The organism is Rhizobium sp. 007, assembly GCF_015353075.1.
Lineage (GTDB): Bacteria > Pseudomonadota > Alphaproteobacteria > Rhizobiales > Rhizobiaceae > Rhizobium.
On record NZ_CP064188.1, the window covers coordinates 820,700 to 837,130 of the forward strand.

Sequence of the window (16,431 nt, forward strand, 5' to 3'; positions counted from 1 at the left end):
GTTTTACGATTTCGACCACAGTAGCGCGACGGCAGCGGCCGGCGCGGCCTTGCTTGCCTGATCGCGGATTTCGTTCGATGCTGCTGGAATGAGCATGCCGAAGTCGACGTAGGGCCGCTCCAGGCGTTTGGCGAGCTGCATGATCTGCGGGCGACCGATCCCCGCGCCCACCACCGGTGCGACCGGGCTTAGTGCGGCATTGCCGGAAACCCTGAACGCACCGTCGTGGATCATGCGCAATTGGTGCTCGCTGAACCAGCGGGCGACATCGATCCATTCGCCTTCGCTAAGATCGGTGCCGTCACGTCCGACCATGCGAGCGATACGGCCGATCGATCCATCGCGCGACTTGGCTCTTCGGTCGGCGGCGGGGTATTGGTCGTCGGCCTCGTCCAATGTTCCGAGAATGCGCCCGAGATCGGCGGTATTGGCAAAATACTCATTCATCAGCGGCGTCATCGTGCCGCGCACCGGAACTCTTTCGGCAATTCCGATCAGCGCCGAGCGCGTAAAGCCCGTGTAGACGAGTTCGCCGGTCAACAGACGCTCCGCATCGGAATAGCCATTGTTGCAGAGCCGTCCGTTCTGAAACGCGAGGATGTCGGTGGTCGTCGAACCCATATCGACGAAGAGACCTTCTCCCTTGATCCTGGCGCTCAACGCAGCCGTGGCATGCCAATTGGCCGAGGCGATATCGGGGCCGAGATCGTAGGCGTCTGAAAGATCGACGAAGCCGGCACGGCCACCATAAACCTGCAGGTCGTCGCCGCCGAATTCCGCTTTGATGAAATCCAGGATATGGCGAACGCCGGCGTCTCGTGACGGGAAGCCATCCGACAGCTCTCCCGTCATCGTGAAGACATGGATGGGATTGCCTTGAAAAAGCGGGCGGAACTGATCCAGCGCATCGCGCACCTGATCGAGTCCGAGCCACATCGGCGCCCTGACGGTCCTGGCATGGGTAATTTGGCCATTCTCGGTCCGCGCCATCTTCAAATGCGCGCCACCGATGTCCCAGCCGATAACTGTTTGCTTTTCTTCTGCTACCATTCCGGCTTTCATGTGAGTGATCGTTTCTGCCGAGGTTTGACCATTGCTTATCATTCCCGTTCTCGACGTCAAAGACGGCCAGGTGGTACGCGCGCAGATGGGCATGCGCGATACCTATAGACCCATCGAGACGCCGCTCAGCGCGATACCGGCGATCAGCAGTGTCGCCGACGGCTTGCGCCGAATCCATCCGTTTTCGATCTTTTATGTGGCCGACCTCGATGCCATCGAGAGCGGTTCGAGCCATTGTTCTGCCGCCGGGCCTCTATCTCTTTTGCAGCCGAGGCCGGACGTCTGGCTCGATGCAGGGTTTCGAAGTGCAACGGACGTCGGGCAGGCGCTTGCCAACGCGCAGATCTATGCCGTCCTGGGTTCCGAAAGCCAGGCCGGTACCGACGTTCTCAGCGCGTTCGGTGCGCATCAGAGACTGATCCTTTCCCTCGACTTTCGCGGTGATGCCTTCCTCGGGCCGCCCGCCATCATGTCAACGCCTGACCTGTGGCCGAGACGGGTGATCGTGATGACACTCGACAAGGTGGGTGCGCGCTGCGGACCCGACTTCGATCGCTTGCGATCAATCAAGGACATCGCCGGAAACCGCGACATCATCGCCGCAGGCGGGATCCGCAACGTCAACGACCTGGAACGGCTGAGCGACATGGGCATTGCTGGTGCACTGGTCGCAACATCGCTGCATAGCGGCGAACTAACCGGAACCGACGTCTCCGCCTTTTATGGGAGCTAGGGAAATTTAAGAGAAGAGGCCGCTTTGCCTCTTCTCTCAATCCTTTAGCCGAAGCACTGCCATTTCAACCATTGGCGCTTGAAGATGGCGTACCGCTGAAGCCTAAAAGCTTCGACAACCGGCGCAACAGGCCGCCTGTTTCTACGGCGGGCTCGCCCTGTGCGGGGTTGTTTCGTGTCTAGGCGCTGAAAGGATGCTTGACGGTGTCCCGCTGAGCAGTTGCCTCCGCCGCGGTCGGCTTGCCGGTGACTGCGCGCTCAATCGCTTCCTTCGTTGCCCTGTAGTTATAATCTTGGATCTTGGCGTCGTCTTCTGCTTCCCAGTGGATGAAGACGCCGACGCAGATGAAGACGTCATCGGCTTCGTCGGCGGGAATGATGCCTTCGGCTACGCTGTCTTGGACTGCCTTTGCCACCGCATGCTGTGCCGGGCCGAACATCTGCACGGCTTGCTTGGCACCCTTAATCGTAACCTTGTTAAACAATATCGTATTCGGCTTGCAGGCCAGGTTCGGGGCGATGACCGCCAGAAGTGACGTAAACCCGTCCTTGTTGTTCGTGAGCGCATTGCAAAATGCCGTTTCCACTGCGCTTCCACGCGGTCCGATCAGAAGATCGATATGCGCGACTTCATTTCCCTCGCCAACGAGTGACTCACCAACCATTACCTTGCTAATCTTTGCCACGGCCAATTCCTCCCTTGTACCGTATGGTCAAAAAGTTTCGTCCAAAGAAGCCGTACCACACGAGACACGACGCTCGATGGACAGCTATCCTTGTTCGCAGCACCCTTGACTGGGTCGGTTGGCCAGATAGCAGCGAGTAAGATTTATTCGCCGGCCAAATTCAAACATCTAAGCTACGATTATGCAAGCCGAACTTCATGTTGCAGACAAAAAGCGTCGCAACCGTGAGATCGGCGGAGGTCCCGGGGTTGATATCCCTGTCCTTCAGCCGCCTGTCGAAGTCCAGCAGAATCTCTTCCCGTCTCGGCAAGCGCGTCTCGTCCATCACCACACGGCGTATTGTGTCTGCCTCTTGCGCAATTTCGGCAGAGAGATCGGTCCCGTGTTTGCGCCCGATATGACTGTCGGGAAACGAGGACAGGAAGTAAAGATAGACGAAGATTGTCGGCCACATGTCCTCTTCGCCGCGGGCGGCCGCTTCTCTCCACGCCGACAGGCCGCCGTTGAAGATGTCGTCAAAGCCGTTCGTATATTGTCGGGCGATCATGTCGCGGTCGGCCGCCATGGCCATGGCGTTGACGAGAGACACCGTCGGCTCGTCTCTGACGTCATGTTCTTCGGCGCTGCCGAGCCCTCCCGGGTTGGTGAGGCGGATTGCGGCGAAGACGTCGCGGGCATCGCCCGCATCCATTTCATCCAATGTCTGCGTGAGGTCCTTGCGGAAATCCCAAGACGTGCTCTCGGCCGCCTTGGCAAGCGGCGCGCAAAGCAGGAGGATGCCGAGATTGGTGTTCGTTCCCACGCTTTCGCGGGTGGCGGTTACCGCACGAAGAACACGCTGACCCACCGATTGAAGCGGTTCGGTGACCGATAGCGAACTGACGGCCGCACTTTGGAGGAATTGATCCGCCGTCATCCGGTGGCCGTCTGCGAAGCGGTGCACGTTGCCCGGCTTCAAGGCATCGATCTCGGCACGGCAGGCGTCGAGGTAGGCTGCCATGATCTCTTGCCGCGTCAGCGTCATGCTGCGGGCCTTTCCTTTACGTCCGGACTGAGAAGCGCGACCATTGCCTGAGCGATGCAATCGGCGACGCGGACGGGGACAACGGATTGCAAGCCGGTCCAGGCCGGCATGCTGTTGACTTCCAGTACGAGAAGATTGCCTTCGCATCCCTGTACGATATCGATGCCCGCAAAGTCGGTTCCAACAGCGGCGGCGGCGGCAAGCGCAAGTTCGGCAAGCTTCGGGCGCAGCGGCCCGACGACCGGCTCGGCTTTCGCGCCGCGGGCGATATTGGTGATCCAGCCGTCGGCGCAACGACCCATCATGCCGAGAATTTCACCATTGCTGACGAATATCCGGTAATCCCGATAGGGCGGTCCGGCACGCAGTACAAGGCGCTGCAGGTAATAGACATTGTCGACCTCGTCCGGGTCGGGCAGATCGTCGATCGAACGAATGAGCCTTATTCCGCGTCCCTGCGATCCAAAGAGCGGTTTCAGCACCAGGAGGCCATGCGGCACCTCGCGCTTAACGACGGTCCTGGCATTGGCGGGACCTTCCACTGCGAACGTTTCCGGCGTTGGCACTCCGGCAGCCGCAAGAAGAAACGTCGTCGTCGATTTGTCGACACAACGCTCGATTGCTTTGGCGGAGTTCCAGACCGGCACGCCAAGCTGGGTCAGCGCGTGCAAGATGCCGAGACGGCGTGTGATCGCTTCGAAGCTGCCGCCGGAGATGGAGCGGACGATCACACCGGCCGGAAGGGCTCCATCAAGCGTCGGGATGGCAATGCCTGATGGATACCGGGTATCGAACGCGATATCGGCAAGCGGGCAGAAGATCGTCTCCGCGCCGAGTTTTCCGAAGGCGCGACGCAACTGTCTCACCTGGCGGTCTGGTTTGTCGGAAAGAATGAGAATTTTGTCTGAAATCACCGTCTGTTCAACCAAGGGATTGCTCCAGCATCTCTCTGTTCCATTCACCGGCGCGGAAGGTGTCGCCTGTCTCGACAGCAGTAACGATCACTTCGGCCGGGCTGAAGAGATGCGGATCAATCGCGTAGAAGTCGCCGTTGAATTTCTCGAAGATTTCCGCAAAAGGCTGCCCGTAGTCGCGCGACCTGCAGCTCGGCAGCTCTTCGGCGAGCGCGCGCGCGTCTGCCGCGCTGCCTAGAACGAACAGCTGCACCAATCCGCCATAGATGATGGCATCGTTCGTCCGCCCCATAGCCTGCAGGAAGTCCGGATGAGGCGCTGGAACCGGCGCGCATCCCGTTCCGTCGACAATCGCGTCCAACGGAAAATTGAGGCTGTGGGCCTTGTGAAGAGCGACCTCCAGTGAGCGCCCGATAATCTGAACGGAGCCTGCAAGACTTTGCGTTGGCGCGTAGATGAAGGTCAAAGCGTCAGGGCCCAGTCCTGTCGCCTTTGATACCCTTTCGACAACGGCTGGCGGCGGGGCCTTGTCCGTTTCAAGAAGAAGAACTGACGTCGAAGCATCGGTTTCGCTATAGGTAATTTCCTCGAAAAGGGGCTCCACGCGCGCCAGCAGACGCGCAGGGCCCGAGCCCATGGCGAAATATTTCTCATGCGAAAGCCGCCAACCCGCATACTGGCTGCCGAGGCAGGCAAGAACCGGTTGGGAGGAATGGACGGTAACGCTCAACGGCCACTTTTCGTTATGACGATCGAGCACCATCGAGACCGTTCCCAGGCCACCCATGCAGATTTCCGCCATCCGCAGACCCACTTCGAGGCCTCCGGGGCTTGCCGCGCCGGCGTCGATGAGATGTTCTCCAAGAGAGCCGCGGCCATATGCGACGCCAAATCTTTCGTCGTCGGCAATGATCTGATCGATGATCCGTTGCGCATTCCTGTTGAGATGGGCCATTCCGTTCTTCATTGGAATTCCTCCTTCCAATGCTGCGCTACTTGGTTGACACGGCGCTTGACAGCGCGCTCTGCTGCGGAGGCGGATCGGGCATGCGCCAAGACAGTGCAAACCGGATCGCCGGGGCTGAGCGCCGAACCCGGCCTTTGATGGTCGGCCGTCAGGTTCGGCCATTTGACATCGGGGAAACAGGAGATGGAACGAGACGTGTATGCAATCGCCGCGGCCGCAGCCCCGCGATAGACTGGCACGTCGATCCTTTCCCCGCGCACGGCGCGCAAATGCTCAATGAGGAGGGGTGCGCTGTCGGTGTCGAAGATATCCAGCGTTGCGCCAGGTCGTGGGTTGATTTCGATGAGATGAAGCCCCTCCGGCCCATCGATGAAATCGGCGCTGCAAAGACCCACAAGGCCGCAGTGGCGCGTCAGCTTGTCGAGCCAGCAACCGATTTGCATTTTCTTTTGCCGGTCAAATCGCATGAGACGGACGGCCCCGCCATAACGAAATGGTGACGTTGGCGAAGGCGAAGACCATTGCCGGCTGACGCCGATGATGCGGGCGGCACCATTTTGGGCCAGGAAAAGAGCCGAGATGCTGCGGCCGGACATGCGCTGCTGATAATAGTAGCCTGGCTCGGCAGGCATCGTTGCGACCGGTCTGACATGCGACCCGCCCGAGCCGCCGCCAAGCTTCGTGAGCCAGCCCTCCGGTTTTTCTGGTGACGAGAACTGGATCGCCGGATGCGGGATGTCCAAGCTTCGACAAAGTTGGGACAGGTTGGCGGGGTCCTTGATCGCCCGCACGGTTTCGGCGCTGTTGCCGGCAAGCGGAAACACTCGACCGAGTGCGTCGATGACGTCGGGCTGACGTTCGAAGCCGGAGCCGTAGACCAATGCGGCCGGTTTCTCGTCGCCCATAAGGCGTGACAATATGCCGATGATTTTCTCGCGGTCTATTCCCTCGCTTATACTGCCCGACAGGCGCGCCGTCCTCTCCGAAAGGGCGACCGTATCGCAATCGCAGAACAGATCGGCCACCAACGGCCGATAGCCGGCACGGCGCGCTGCTGCGGCAAGTGACCGGCCGGAAATGGCCGCGATCAGAATCGCAGGACTATTTTTCGATGCTGCGGGCAAGGGTAAAAGCATCCTGAAAATCATAAATTACCGGTTTTTCAGCGCCGATCATCTGTTTGAACAGCCCCGATTGGGTCTTGTACTTGACATTGCCGATAGAAAGCGGACCGATGCCGACTGCGGCGGTTTCCCCGAGCGTATCGGCTTTCGCATGGACGGCCAGGCCCTCGATGCCTGCCGGCGGCACGGCGTTGACATCTGCCGCAACAAGCAGATTTGCCGCCTGGCGCAGTTGTTCGGCAGAGATCACCTTGACGCCAGCCTTGGCCGCGGCCAGCACCACTTCGGCCTGGCGCAACAATTCCGTCTTCCTTTCTTCCGTCGAACCGTCCGCCGCTGTCACAGTGACGCCGAAGCGGGCCTTGATGGCCTCGGCGATGGCTTCGACACGCGCAATTCCGTCGTGACCGACCAGCGTGACGTCTGCGCCCTCCTTGGCTGAGATCACGGCGGTGCAGTAGCCGACGACGCCGGTCGCGCCGAAAATGCTCACTTTCGTTCCCGCCAGCTCACGATTGTGCAGTTTTCCAAGTGTTTTCTCGACTCTGGCGACCATCGCTGCGGCGGTGGTAAACGAGCCGGCAGGATCGGCGAAGACAGAAACCTCAAAAGGGGGCACCATTGCCTGCTTTGCGGCATCGATCATGTCGAGTGCCAGGATCGTATCACGCCCGGCAATAAAAATGCCGGTGGCAACGCCTGCATCCGGGGGACGTGAGAAGACCGCATCCTGGACAAGGCCGGCTATGTCGGCGAGCGCCACGTCCGTGTAAGGAACGACATGGTCATAGCCCGCATCAAGGGCCATATTGACGTCGAACGGGCTCATCTGCCTCAATGGCGTAAGCATATGGAGAATGGTTTTCCGGCTCATTTGGCTCGCCTTCTAGTATGTTTCCCGACCCAGTTCGAATTGCTGCGGTGCCCTCGTTCGCGCGATCTGCGCCCCCTCATTTCTGCCGGCGACGATGCGGATTGTCGTTTGTGTGTCCATTAGCGCGGCAGAAGCGACAATCCGCTCGGCAGCCGCCTGAGATGGAGCAAAGGCAAATCCGGTCGGTCCCCAGGAACTTTGCCCGATGCCGACGGCTCCGCATTCGGCAAGCCTTGCGAGCGTCCTTTCGACCGCCGGACTGGTAAAACGGCCGCCTTGCGCCGGTGCAAAATAATCGCCCAGCGTTTGCTGGATTGCCGTCACCGCATTGCCGAAAGTGGCAATGTCCTTTTCGAACGCGGCGGGCATGATCTCCATCAGCGCATGGCGGCAGATCGAAGCCGAGCCGGCTGCAGGAAACGGCGCCAGCGCGCGGAATGCCTTGATTTCAGCGTCCCCGTGAATTCCGTGGGCAAGGCTGTCCAGAACGAGAATGATGCGCCACTCGCTCGGAAACGGAATGCGGGAAATGACGGTCGGGGTCAGATCGTCCCTGGCCTTGCCCGCATCGAAGATAAGACCGCCTTCCTCGAAGGCCGCAATGCCGATTCCCGATCGTGCGCCGCGCCCCAGGAAGGCCGCATCTTCGCGGATGTGGAACGGCAAATCATGCAAGCTTCGAAGCGCTGCGGAAACGGCGAGCGCCAGCTGGGTTCCAGACCCCAACCCGGCATGGGCCGGGATTGTCTCTCGAACCATCACCCGGTGATGGCCTGAAAGCTTGAGACGAGACCGCAGGGCCGTAAGGTGAGCAAAAAGCCGGGCACTCTCGGGTCCATGGACGCTGGTCTCGGCTGCCCGCGAGACCTCCAGCCGCGTCGATATGCCGTCCAGCGGCAAACCGATACTGCCGAAACGCGAGCTGTCCTTGCCAGGGATGTCCAGGAATCCGAGGTGCAAGCGTCCAGGAACTTGAATGGAGACGGAGTCCGACATCGGTTCTATTTCTGAACTTTTTGATAATCGGGCCCTGAGTTATGTTATCGTATTTTACTACCAGCGCAAGTCTGGGTGACAAACCGGGAGAAAAGAACCAAAGGAGCAGCCGCGATGAGCGAGGAGACGGAACGGAAACGGGAGCGCGTTTATTCCGAGGACGAAATCGTTTCGAAGCTGCAGGCGGAGCTTCCGCATTGGCGCTACGAAAACGGCTGGATTCGCCGCAGATACAAAACGCACAATTGGAAATCCACCCTGATGGTCATCAACACGGTTGGACACCTGGCAGAGGCGGCCTGGCACCATCCCGATCTCAAGGCATCCTATGCGTGGGTGGAGGTGTTGTTGATGAACCATGCCGCCAAAGGCGTGACCGACAAGGATTTCGAACTCGCCAAAAAAATTGAGGACGTCGTCCAATGGCAGCCGGGCAAGGCGGACGGTGCTCTCGAAGGCACGCCCAATGCCGATCAGCGATTTGCTTACCTGAAATATGATAGCTGAGCTGCATTTTTCGTCGGATGGACTTCACATTTGACGAAGAACAGATAAATTCACGGGGGCACCAGAAAGTTTCGGAGTGTGATGGTTGCATGGATCGGCAGCCAAACAGTTCCTTTGCCAGATGCAATTGAGCAGGTGGCAAAGCTTCTGGCAAAGAGCCGCTGCCCGGTATTTTCCATTGAATCGGATGTCCATGGCTCCCGCAGCCTGATTGCGCTGGCGGAGCGGGTCGGGGCGACCTATGACCACGTGAATGGCCGAAACCTTCTTCAGGAAGTGGCACTTCACACGGATATCGGCGGTTTCTTTGCAACGGCGACGGAAGTGCGGCGCCGCGCCGACCTCATCATCATCGTGGGCGACATTGCAGCGGCTCATCACGATCTGCTTTTATCGCTTGCGTCAACGGCGGCGGATCTTTCGTCGTCAAGCCGAAGGCGTTGGCTTCAGATCAAAGGCAAGGCGCCGGCCGCCGCCAGCGAGCCTCTGCGGCGTTTGAAGGCGATCGAAGTGGGCTCGTCCGATTTTCCCATCGATGCCGTGCTCGGAAGCCTCAGGGCGATGCTGGCTGGAAGAAAAACATCCGCCCCTCTCGCCAATATCGATACTTTCTTAAGCGAAATGGCGAGCGCGCGTTTTCCCGTCTTCGTCTTCTCCCATCTCAACGACCCGGCCAGTCTGGCGATGCTGCAAGGCATGCTGGCAGACATCAACAGAGCCCGGCGGGCGACGGCTCTTTTCCTGCCGTCCGACGACGACGCCTGGGGCATGGTCTTGGCATCGACCTGGATGACGGGCTTTCCGCCGCGTACAGGCTTTTCGACCGGCTCACCCATCCATGACCCGTGGCTTTGCGACATCGAGCGGATGATTGCAGATAAGGAGGCGGATCTGCATTTGTGGGTATCGGAGCGTGACGAGGCGCGTCCGCCGAAACGCAGCCAAGTGCCCACGGTCGCGCTGGTGAGGAGTGAACGGCCCGCCGCCGGCGCGTTGGTCACCATTCGTATCGGCAAGGCTGGTCTTGACCATGACGGCGTGGTCTATTCGAGCCGCATCGGAACCCTAAGATCCGTTGCCGCAACGGCGCCTTCCGCTCTCCCCAGCGTTTATGCAATCGTCGGGCAACTCGAGCATGCCCTGCAGGAAGAGGGTTTGCCATCATGATGATCCGTCTTGCAGGTGGGGAAGTGGTGGATCCGGTCAATGGTCCGACCGGCAATCGCGACGTCTGGATCAAGGATGGCGTCATCATCGAAAAGCCGGTCTCAAAGAGGGCCGACAAAACCTATGACGTTTCCGGCTGCCTCGTCATGGCCGGTGCAATAGACATCCACTCGCATATCGGCGGGGGAAACGTCAATACGGCCCGACTTCTGTTGCCCGAACAACATGCCGCGCACCTCAAACGGCCGTTGCACACGCCGCTTGCAAACGCCGGGTGGTCTACCTTCAACACGGGATGCCTTTACGCTCAGATGGGTTTTACCACCGTGGTGGAGCCCGCCATGTCGCCTTCGAACGCGCTTCATACCCATATGGAGCTTGCCGACATCCCGATCATCGACAAGGCAACGCTTGCAATCCTCGGCAATGACGATTTCCTTCTGTCGATGATCAGGGACAACGCCTCCTCGACGATGATCGACGATTACGTGGGTTGGACCGTGTCGACGGCAAGATCGCTCGGCGTGAAGGTGATCAATGCAGGCGCAGCAGCCGCCTTCAAGGAAAACATCCGCAGCTTCGCCTTCGACGACGTCGTGCCATCCTACGGCGTCACTTCCCGCAAGATCGTCGAGACGCTGCAGTCGGCCGTCGGCCGTCTGGGAATTCCTCACCCTCTCCATGTCCACGCCAATAACCTTGGCATCGCCGGAAACGCCGCAACGGCTGCTGAGACAATTCGCGCGGCGCAAGGCCAACCAATCCATCTCGCGCACCTGCAGTTTTATGGTTACGGCACCGAAGGCAAACGCGGCTTTTCCTCCGAGGCTGCCCGTCTTGCCGATCTGGTCAACAGCACGGAAAACGTGACGATCGACGTCGGCCAGGTGATGTTCGGCCAGACGGTGACAATCTCATCCGACGTCATAAGGCAGTATTCCGGAATGCGAACGGCAAGTCCGAAAAAGTCCATTCTCTTCGACGGCGACGGAAACGGCGGCGGCATTGTCCCCTATCGCTATCGCAAGGACTACTATGGTTCGCTGCAATGGGCGGTGGGGCTCGAGCTGTTCTTGCTGATCAACGACCCATGGCGGGTTTTCTTCACCACCGACCATCCGAACGGCGCCCCCTTCACGGCCTATCCCGAATTGTTCGAGTTGCTGATGCGCCGCGATGTCCGCAATGCCAAGATGGACGAGCTCGACCGCTCCGCGCTGGAGCTTACCACACTCGCCTCGATCTCCCGCGAATATACGCTTGAGGAGGTTGCGGTCATGACGCGAGCAGCGCCGGCGAGGCTGCTTGGCCTCGATGACCGTGGGCACCTCGGCCCCGGTGCAATCGCGGATATCGCCGTCTACCGGAAAGGGCAGGATGTCCAAAGGATGTACCGCGATGCGGCTCTGGTGTTCAAGAACGGCGACCTGGTCGTCGAGGACGGCGTCGTCACGCACTATCGTTGGGGAAAGACGGTGCACCTCAATTTGCCGCCCGACAAGAGCATCACCAAGCGCATGCAAGCCTATCACGAAGATCGCTACGGGCTGTCGCTCGACTGGTTCACCTTTCCGGATTCAGCGATTTGTCGCGAAAACCCTTTTGCGGAGGTCGCATGCAAGAGCTGATCCGCAACGGCATTGAGATCGACGACACGTTTGCCGAGGCATTCGGCATGCGTGCGACCGCAATCATCATCACCGCGCCGAGCCTGAAGTGGGCGCGGCAGGCGGCGACCACCATGACGGGCTTTGCGACCTCCGTCATCGGCTGTGGTTGCGAGGCGGCGATCGACATCGATATTCCGGCGTCCGAGACGCCGGATGGGCGTCCGGGCTGCCGCGTGATGATCTTTGCGATGGGGACGGACGAGCTGCAGAAGCAGTTGAAAACCAGGCTCGGTCAATGTGTTCTGACCTCGCCCGGCAGCGCCTGTTTTTCCGGGCTCGAAGGCAGCGCCTGGCTCGATCTCGGATCATCCCTGCGCTATTTCGGCGACGGATGGCAGATCTCCAAGAAGTTCGGCGGCAAGCATTATTGGCGGGTGCCGGTCATGGATGGCGAATTTCTGTGCGAGGCGAAGGCCGGTTTGACGAAAGAGGCGGTTGGCGGCGGAAACCTCTTCCTGCTCGCCACAGACGGCGGAAAGGCGCTGGCGGCCGCCGAGCGCGCCGTGGCGGCGATTGAGAAGGTTCCCGGCGCAATCATGCCTTTCCCCGGCGGCATCGTGCGCTCCGGCTCGAAAATCGGCGGCAAGTACAAGGGCATGATGGCTTCGACCAACGATGCCTATGCGCCCACACTACGGGGGGTGACCAAGAGTGCGCTCGGTCCCGACATCAATGCAATCCTTGAAATCGTCATCGACGGGGAGACGAGCGAGGCGGTGGCTGCGGCGATGCGAGCCGGGCTGAAGGCGGTCATCAATTTCGGGCCGAGGCGCGGCGCTTTGCGCATCAGCGCGGGAAACTATGGCGGCAAACTCGGCAAGTTCCATTATCATCTGAGGGATCTCCTGCCATGAAGCCGCTGACCTTCACCCTTCGCTCCGAACCGGATGAAAGGCTCGATCTATCCGGCTTGACGCCCCAAAAGCTCAACGGCATGCAGCCTGCCGACATCGCCAGATTGCCGATTGGAACGAGCCGGCGTCCCGCCACGGTGGGCGATGTTTTCAAGGTGGCGGGCAGGGATATCTCGAACATCGTGTTTTCAGGCGGCAGCGGGCGCTTCGACCTCGTCGGAGCGGAGATGACGACGGGACAGATCCGCGTCGAGGGCGATGTCGGCGCCCGCGCCGGTCGCCGCATGGCTGGCGGCCTCCTGAACATCGAAGGAAAGGCCGGTTTGCAGGCGGGATCGGGGATGAGGAACGGGCGCATCGAGATCGCCGGTGATGCAGGCGATGGCCTTGGCGGGCCGATGGCGGGAGAGATCCACGGCATGACGGGCGGCCTCGTGATTGTTGGCGGCAAGGCCGGCCATCGCCCCGGCGAGAAGATGCGGCGAGGCATCATCGCGCTTTTGAAAGGATGCGGCGATTACGCCGGTCTCGGCATGACCGCCGGGACGATCGTTGCGATCGGACGCGTCGGTCTTTATCCCGGCCACTTGATGAAGCGCGGCTCGCTTCTGTTCGACCGGCGACCAGCGGCGCTTTCGCCGACGTTCATCGATTGCGGCCGCGTCGAAATCGTCTTTCCGGCACTGTTCGACCGCTATCTGATGGAAGACAAGATCCTTGACCGGCCGCTGCTCGGCGCAAAACCTTTCCGTTTCGGCGGCGACAATGCGGTCTTGGGCAAGGGCGAAATCATGTTTCCGCGAGGTTGAGCCGTGGCCGTCCGGTTTAAGATCGGCCGAAGATCTTCAATCGGATTGCTGCAACATCGGATAAAGCTTGTCGAAGAAGGGCAGGCATTGGGCTCCCCGCTCACGCAGGAACACCTGAAAGGCACTCATCGCCGGGGAGACGGTTCTGTCCGTCCGTGTTACCGAAAACCATTGCCTGCGGATCGGCATGCCGATGACGTCGAGGGTGACGAGTTTGCCGAACTCCAGTTCCATGGCGATGGTATGGGCCGAAATGAAAGCGATGCCAAGGCCCGCCATGACGGCCTGTTTGATCGTCTCGTTCGACGACATCTCGGTTCCCAGATCATCGAGCCTGCCAGGAATCTCGCCGAGGAAGATTTCCAGCGATATGCGCGTGCCCGAACCGGGTTCTCGGACGAGAAAACGTTCCTTTGCGATCTCCTCTTTGGTGATGTCCCGTTTCCCTGCCAAGGGATGGTCGGGCGGTGCGACCATCACCAGCGGATGGTCGCCGAATCCCACCGAGTGCAACGGCATGTCCTTGGGCGGACGGCCCATCAGGGCGATGTCGACGTCATGGTTTTTAAGCTTTGTAATGATTTCTGCCCGGTTGCCGATGGCGAGCGAAACGGCGATCCCGGGATGGCTCTTGCGGAAGGTCGCCATCATGTTCGGCGCGAAGTATTTTGCGGTCGAGACGACGCCGAGGGCGAGGGTGCCGGTGCGCACGCCCTTGATTGCATCGACTTCGTCGTCCAGCTGGCGCAGCCTTTCCTCGATCATCTGGGCGGCATCGATGAAAGCAAGGCCCGCCGCCGTTGGGCGGATTCCGTCATTTGTCCGGTCGAAAAGGATGATGCCGGCATCCTCCTCAATCTGCTTGAGCTGGATGGTGACGGCCGAGGGGGTGAGGCCGAGCGCATTGGCGGCCCGCACGATCGTTCCGTGCCGCGCGATCTCCTGCGTTGCACGCAAATGTCGAAGCGTCAGGTTCTTCATCAGGTTAGCTTAATTTTTTTTAGCTAACTAGTAAATACAATAAATTTTACTTAACTCGAAATTCCTGTTTCGATGTTGCCATGCCCGGGCAGTGAGGAGCGGGCGGGGAGGTAGGCTATGACTTCGTCGACGCTAGACGCCTTTTTGAATTCCCATATCGGCAGTGGTCGCCCGCATTGCGAAGCTGCCGCCGTCACGATCCGGCAGCTGGCTGCCGCTGCGGTCACGCTCTACAGCACGATCAATCAGGGTGCGCCCGGCAAGGCCTTTTCCAGAGAACGCGGCCATGTTGGTCCAGGCGGCGACATAACAAAGGATCTCGACGTCCTGGCCGATGCCCTCTTCATCGACGCGATGCGAGAGGCGCCTGTCTGCCTCTACGCCTCCGAGGAACTCGAAGACGCAGCGCTCCTCGATCCGAAAGCTCCGCTTGCAGTCGCCATCGATCCGTTGGACGGCTCCTCGAACATCGACATAAACGTCTGCATCGGGACGATCTTCTCCATCCTCCCAGCGGCTGGTGATCCGGTCGGCGAGCCTAACGCCTCCTTCTTCCAACGAGGAGACGCCCAGCTCGCCGCCGGCTTTTTCATCTACGGCCCGCAGCTTGCGCTGGTTCTCAGCCTCGGCAGCGGCACCCACGTCTTCGTCTTTTCCTCGGGTGGCGGCGTATTCATACAAGCCCACGAAAGCGTGGTCGTTCCACCGCGGACCCAGGAATTCGCGATCAATGCCTCCAACTATCGTCATTGGGACGAGGCCGTCAGACTTTATGTCGATGATTGCCTGAAGGGGACGGAAGGGCCGCGTGAAAAGGAATTCAACATGCGGTGGATCGCGGCCGTTGCCGCCGATGCCTATCGCATCCTTATGCGCGGCGGCGTTTATCTCTATCCCGGCGACACGCGCAGGGGCTATGGCGAGGGCCGGCTGCGGCTGGTCTACGAGGCCAATCCCATCGCTTTCCTTATTGAGCAGGCCGGCGGAGCCGCCACCGACACGATCAGCCGTATTCTGGACCTCACGCCCACGTCACTGCACCAGCGCGTTCCGCTGGTCTTCGGCTCGGCGCGGGAGGTCATGCGCATTGGGCGCTACCACACCGAGCCGAGCAATATTGCCGAGCGAGCGCCGCTCTTCAGCAATCGCGGTCTCTTCAGGGCCTGATCGGAGAACAAGACATGTCGGCAAGGCATCCCATCATTTCGATTACCGGATCGTCGGGCGCCGGAACCACGTCGGTCAAGCGGATTTTCGAGCAGATCTTCAGGCGCGAGAAAATCGAAGCGGCCTTCATCGAGGGAGACGCATTTCACCGCTACGACCGGCAGGCCATGAAGGAAAAGGTGGCCGAGGAGGAACGGAACGGCAATCCAAACTTCACCCATTTCAACGCAGATGCCAACGAACTAGAGACGCTCGAAGCCGTTTTCGACGAATATGGTCGCAGCGGCACGGGCCACACAAGGACCTATATCCACGATGAACAGGAGGCCGCGCGCTTTGACGTCCCGCCGGGCAGCTTCACGCCATGGCGCGATTTTCCGAAAAGCGACCTGCTCTTTTATGAAGGGCTGCACGGCTGCGCGGTGACGGACAAGGTCAATCTCGCCCGTCACGCCGACCTGAAGATCGGCGTCGTGCCCGTCATCAATCTCGAATGGATCCAGAAGATCCACCGTGATCGCGAAGCGCGCGGCTATTCCACGGAAGCGGTCATGGACGTCATCTTGCGGCGCATGCCCGACTATGTACGCTACATCACGCCGCAGTTCACACTGACCGATATCAACTTCCAGCGGGTGCCGATCGTCGACACCTCCAACCCGTTCATCGCGCGCTGGATCCCGACGCCTGACGAATCGATGCTCGTCATCCGCTTCGCGAGACCGCGCGGCATCGATTTCCCCTATCTGCTGTCGATGATCCACGACTCGTTCATGTCGCGCGCCAATTCCATCGTGGTGCCGGGAAACAAGCTCGATCTCGCCATGCAGCTGATCCTGACACCCCTGATCATGCAACTGATCGAACGCAAAAACCGCGCCTCATGAGGATGAAAGC

Annotated in this window: 17 protein-coding genes; 8 read left to right on the forward strand and 9 right to left on the reverse strand. The window is 60.0% G+C overall.

The window, feature by feature from the left end; all coding sequences use genetic code 11:
* Nucleotides 1–3 precede the first annotated feature (3 nt).
* Entirely contained in the window at nucleotides 4–1,050 is a 1,047-nt protein-coding gene (locus tag ISN39_RS25060) for a hydantoinase/oxoprolinase family protein (protein ID WP_194730893.1), read from the reverse strand.
* A 43-nt stretch (nucleotides 1,051–1,093) separates the two neighbouring features.
* Here ISN39_RS25060 and ISN39_RS25065 point away from each other — a divergent pair, with 43 nt between their 5' ends.
* Nucleotides 1,094–1,795 (forward strand): HisA/HisF-related TIM barrel protein, encoded by a 702-nt coding sequence (locus ISN39_RS25065; protein WP_074072241.1) that lies wholly within the window; start codon nucleotides 1,094–1,096, stop codon nucleotides 1,793–1,795.
* Between the two features lie 178 nt (nucleotides 1,796–1,973).
* Here ISN39_RS25065 and fae read toward each other — a convergent pair whose 3' ends face one another.
* The 7 genes from fae to ISN39_RS25100 all read right to left on the reverse strand — a co-directional run bounded on the left by fae (nucleotide 1,974) and on the right by ISN39_RS25100 (nucleotide 8,379).
* Nucleotides 1,974–2,480 (reverse strand): formaldehyde-activating enzyme, encoded by a 507-nt coding sequence (fae, locus tag ISN39_RS25070; protein ID WP_074072240.1) that lies wholly within the window; start codon nucleotides 2,478–2,480, stop codon nucleotides 1,974–1,976.
* A 160-nt stretch (nucleotides 2,481–2,640) separates the two neighbouring features.
* Nucleotides 2,641–3,504: a triphosphoribosyl-dephospho-CoA synthase gene (locus ISN39_RS25075; protein ID WP_194730894.1), complete on the reverse strand. Its 864-nt coding sequence runs from the start codon at nucleotides 3,502–3,504 to the stop codon at nucleotides 2,641–2,643.
* Nucleotides 3,501–4,433 (reverse strand): RimK family alpha-L-glutamate ligase, encoded by a 933-nt coding sequence (locus ISN39_RS25080; protein WP_246763424.1) that lies wholly within the window; start codon nucleotides 4,431–4,433, stop codon nucleotides 3,501–3,503. The genes ISN39_RS25075 and ISN39_RS25080 overlap by 4 nt, the downstream gene beginning before the upstream one ends.
* On the reverse strand, nucleotides 4,426–5,385 hold the full coding sequence (mch, locus tag ISN39_RS25085) for a methenyltetrahydromethanopterin cyclohydrolase (protein ID WP_194730895.1): 960 nt from the start codon (nucleotides 5,383–5,385) through the stop codon (nucleotides 4,426–4,428). Before mch ends, ISN39_RS25080 begins: the two co-directional genes overlap by 8 nt.
* Entirely contained in the window at nucleotides 5,382–6,509 is a 1,128-nt protein-coding gene (locus tag ISN39_RS25090) for an ATP-grasp domain-containing protein (RefSeq protein ID WP_246763425.1), read from the reverse strand. The genes mch and ISN39_RS25090 overlap by 4 nt, the downstream gene beginning before the upstream one ends.
* Nucleotides 6,487–7,383 (reverse strand): NAD(P)-dependent methylenetetrahydromethanopterin dehydrogenase, encoded by an 897-nt coding sequence (locus ISN39_RS25095; protein ID WP_194730896.1) that lies wholly within the window; start codon nucleotides 7,381–7,383, stop codon nucleotides 6,487–6,489. Before ISN39_RS25095 ends, ISN39_RS25090 begins: the two co-directional genes overlap by 23 nt.
* A gap of 12 nt (nucleotides 7,384–7,395) precedes the next feature.
* On the reverse strand, nucleotides 7,396–8,379 hold the full coding sequence (locus tag ISN39_RS25100) for a beta-ribofuranosylaminobenzene 5'-phosphate synthase family protein (RefSeq protein ID WP_074072235.1): 984 nt from the start codon (nucleotides 8,377–8,379) through the stop codon (nucleotides 7,396–7,398).
* A 114-nt stretch (nucleotides 8,380–8,493) separates the two neighbouring features.
* Here ISN39_RS25100 and ISN39_RS25105 point away from each other — a divergent pair, with 114 nt between their 5' ends.
* The 5 genes from ISN39_RS25105 (at nucleotide 8,494) to ISN39_RS25125 (ending at nucleotide 13,386) form a co-directional block, all read left to right on the forward strand.
* Nucleotides 8,494–8,886, forward strand: a complete 393-nt coding sequence (locus ISN39_RS25105; protein WP_194730897.1) for a 4a-hydroxytetrahydrobiopterin dehydratase — start codon at nucleotides 8,494–8,496, stop codon at nucleotides 8,884–8,886.
* An 81-nt stretch (nucleotides 8,887–8,967) separates the two neighbouring features.
* Nucleotides 8,968–10,053, forward strand: coding sequence for a tungsten formylmethanofuran dehydrogenase (locus ISN39_RS25110; protein WP_194730898.1), 1,086 nt, complete (start codon nucleotides 8,968–8,970; stop codon nucleotides 10,051–10,053).
* Nucleotides 10,050–11,681: a formylmethanofuran dehydrogenase subunit A gene (locus ISN39_RS25115; protein ID WP_194730899.1), complete on the forward strand. Its 1,632-nt coding sequence runs from the start codon at nucleotides 10,050–10,052 to the stop codon at nucleotides 11,679–11,681. The genes ISN39_RS25110 and ISN39_RS25115 overlap by 4 nt, the downstream gene beginning before the upstream one ends.
* Nucleotides 11,669–12,577 (forward strand): formylmethanofuran--tetrahydromethanopterin N-formyltransferase, encoded by a 909-nt coding sequence (gene fhcD / locus ISN39_RS25120; RefSeq protein WP_194730900.1) that lies wholly within the window; start codon nucleotides 11,669–11,671, stop codon nucleotides 12,575–12,577. The genes ISN39_RS25115 and fhcD overlap by 13 nt, the downstream gene beginning before the upstream one ends.
* On the forward strand, nucleotides 12,574–13,386 hold the full coding sequence (locus tag ISN39_RS25125; protein ID WP_194730901.1) for a formylmethanofuran dehydrogenase subunit C: 813 nt from the start codon (nucleotides 12,574–12,576) through the stop codon (nucleotides 13,384–13,386). The genes fhcD and ISN39_RS25125 overlap by 4 nt, the downstream gene beginning before the upstream one ends.
* A gap of 36 nt (nucleotides 13,387–13,422) precedes the next feature.
* Here ISN39_RS25125 and ISN39_RS25130 read toward each other — a convergent pair whose 3' ends face one another.
* Nucleotides 13,423–14,367, reverse strand: a complete 945-nt coding sequence (locus ISN39_RS25130) for a LysR family transcriptional regulator (RefSeq protein ID WP_194730902.1) — start codon at nucleotides 14,365–14,367, stop codon at nucleotides 13,423–13,425.
* 117 nt (nucleotides 14,368–14,484) lie between these two features.
* Between ISN39_RS25130 and ISN39_RS25135 the strand changes: the two genes are divergently transcribed.
* Together ISN39_RS25135 and ISN39_RS25140 are read left to right on the forward strand one after the other, a co-directional pair.
* The gene (locus tag ISN39_RS25135; protein ID WP_194730903.1) at nucleotides 14,485–15,534 is read left to right on the forward strand and encodes a class 1 fructose-bisphosphatase; all 1,050 of its coding nucleotides are present in this window, start codon (nucleotides 14,485–14,487) and stop codon (nucleotides 15,532–15,534) included.
* A gap of 14 nt (nucleotides 15,535–15,548) precedes the next feature.
* The gene (locus ISN39_RS25140) at nucleotides 15,549–16,421 is read left to right on the forward strand and encodes a phosphoribulokinase (protein WP_194730904.1); all 873 of its coding nucleotides are present in this window, start codon (nucleotides 15,549–15,551) and stop codon (nucleotides 16,419–16,421) included.
* The last annotated feature ends 10 nt before the right edge of the window (nucleotides 16,422–16,431 follow it).

Coding starts and splice junctions, on each gene's coding strand:
- ISN39_RS25135 (WP_194730903.1), top strand. CDS start 14,485: ATGACTTCGTCGACGCTAGACGCCTTTTTGAATTCCCATATCGGCAGT.
- ISN39_RS25115 (WP_194730899.1), top strand. CDS start 10,050: ATGATGATCCGTCTTGCAGGTGGGGAAGTGGTGGATCCGGTCAATGGT.
- ISN39_RS25125 (WP_194730901.1), top strand. CDS start 12,574: ATGAAGCCGCTGACCTTCACCCTTCGCTCCGAACCGGATGAAAGGCTC.
- ISN39_RS25105 (WP_194730897.1), top strand. CDS start 8,494: ATGAGCGAGGAGACGGAACGGAAACGGGAGCGCGTTTATTCCGAGGAC.
- mch (WP_194730895.1), bottom strand. CDS start 5,385: ATGAAGAACGGAATGGCCCATCTCAACAGGAATGCGCAACGGATCATC.
- ISN39_RS25075 (WP_194730894.1), bottom strand. CDS start 3,504: ATGACGCTGACGCGGCAAGAGATCATGGCAGCCTACCTCGACGCCTGC.
- ISN39_RS25060 (WP_194730893.1), bottom strand. CDS start 1,050: ATGGTAGCAGAAGAAAAGCAAACAGTTATCGGCTGGGACATCGGTGGC.
- fhcD (WP_194730900.1), top strand. CDS start 11,669: ATGCAAGAGCTGATCCGCAACGGCATTGAGATCGACGACACGTTTGCC.
- ISN39_RS25100 (WP_074072235.1), bottom strand. CDS start 8,379: ATGTCGGACTCCGTCTCCATTCAAGTTCCTGGACGCTTGCACCTCGGA.
- ISN39_RS25140 (WP_194730904.1), top strand. CDS start 15,549: ATGTCGGCAAGGCATCCCATCATTTCGATTACCGGATCGTCGGGCGCC.
- ISN39_RS25110 (WP_194730898.1), top strand. CDS start 8,968: ATGGTTGCATGGATCGGCAGCCAAACAGTTCCTTTGCCAGATGCAATT.
- ISN39_RS25130 (WP_194730902.1), bottom strand. CDS start 14,367: ATGAAGAACCTGACGCTTCGACATTTGCGTGCAACGCAGGAGATCGCG.
- ISN39_RS25095 (WP_194730896.1), bottom strand. CDS start 7,383: ATGAGCCGGAAAACCATTCTCCATATGCTTACGCCATTGAGGCAGATG.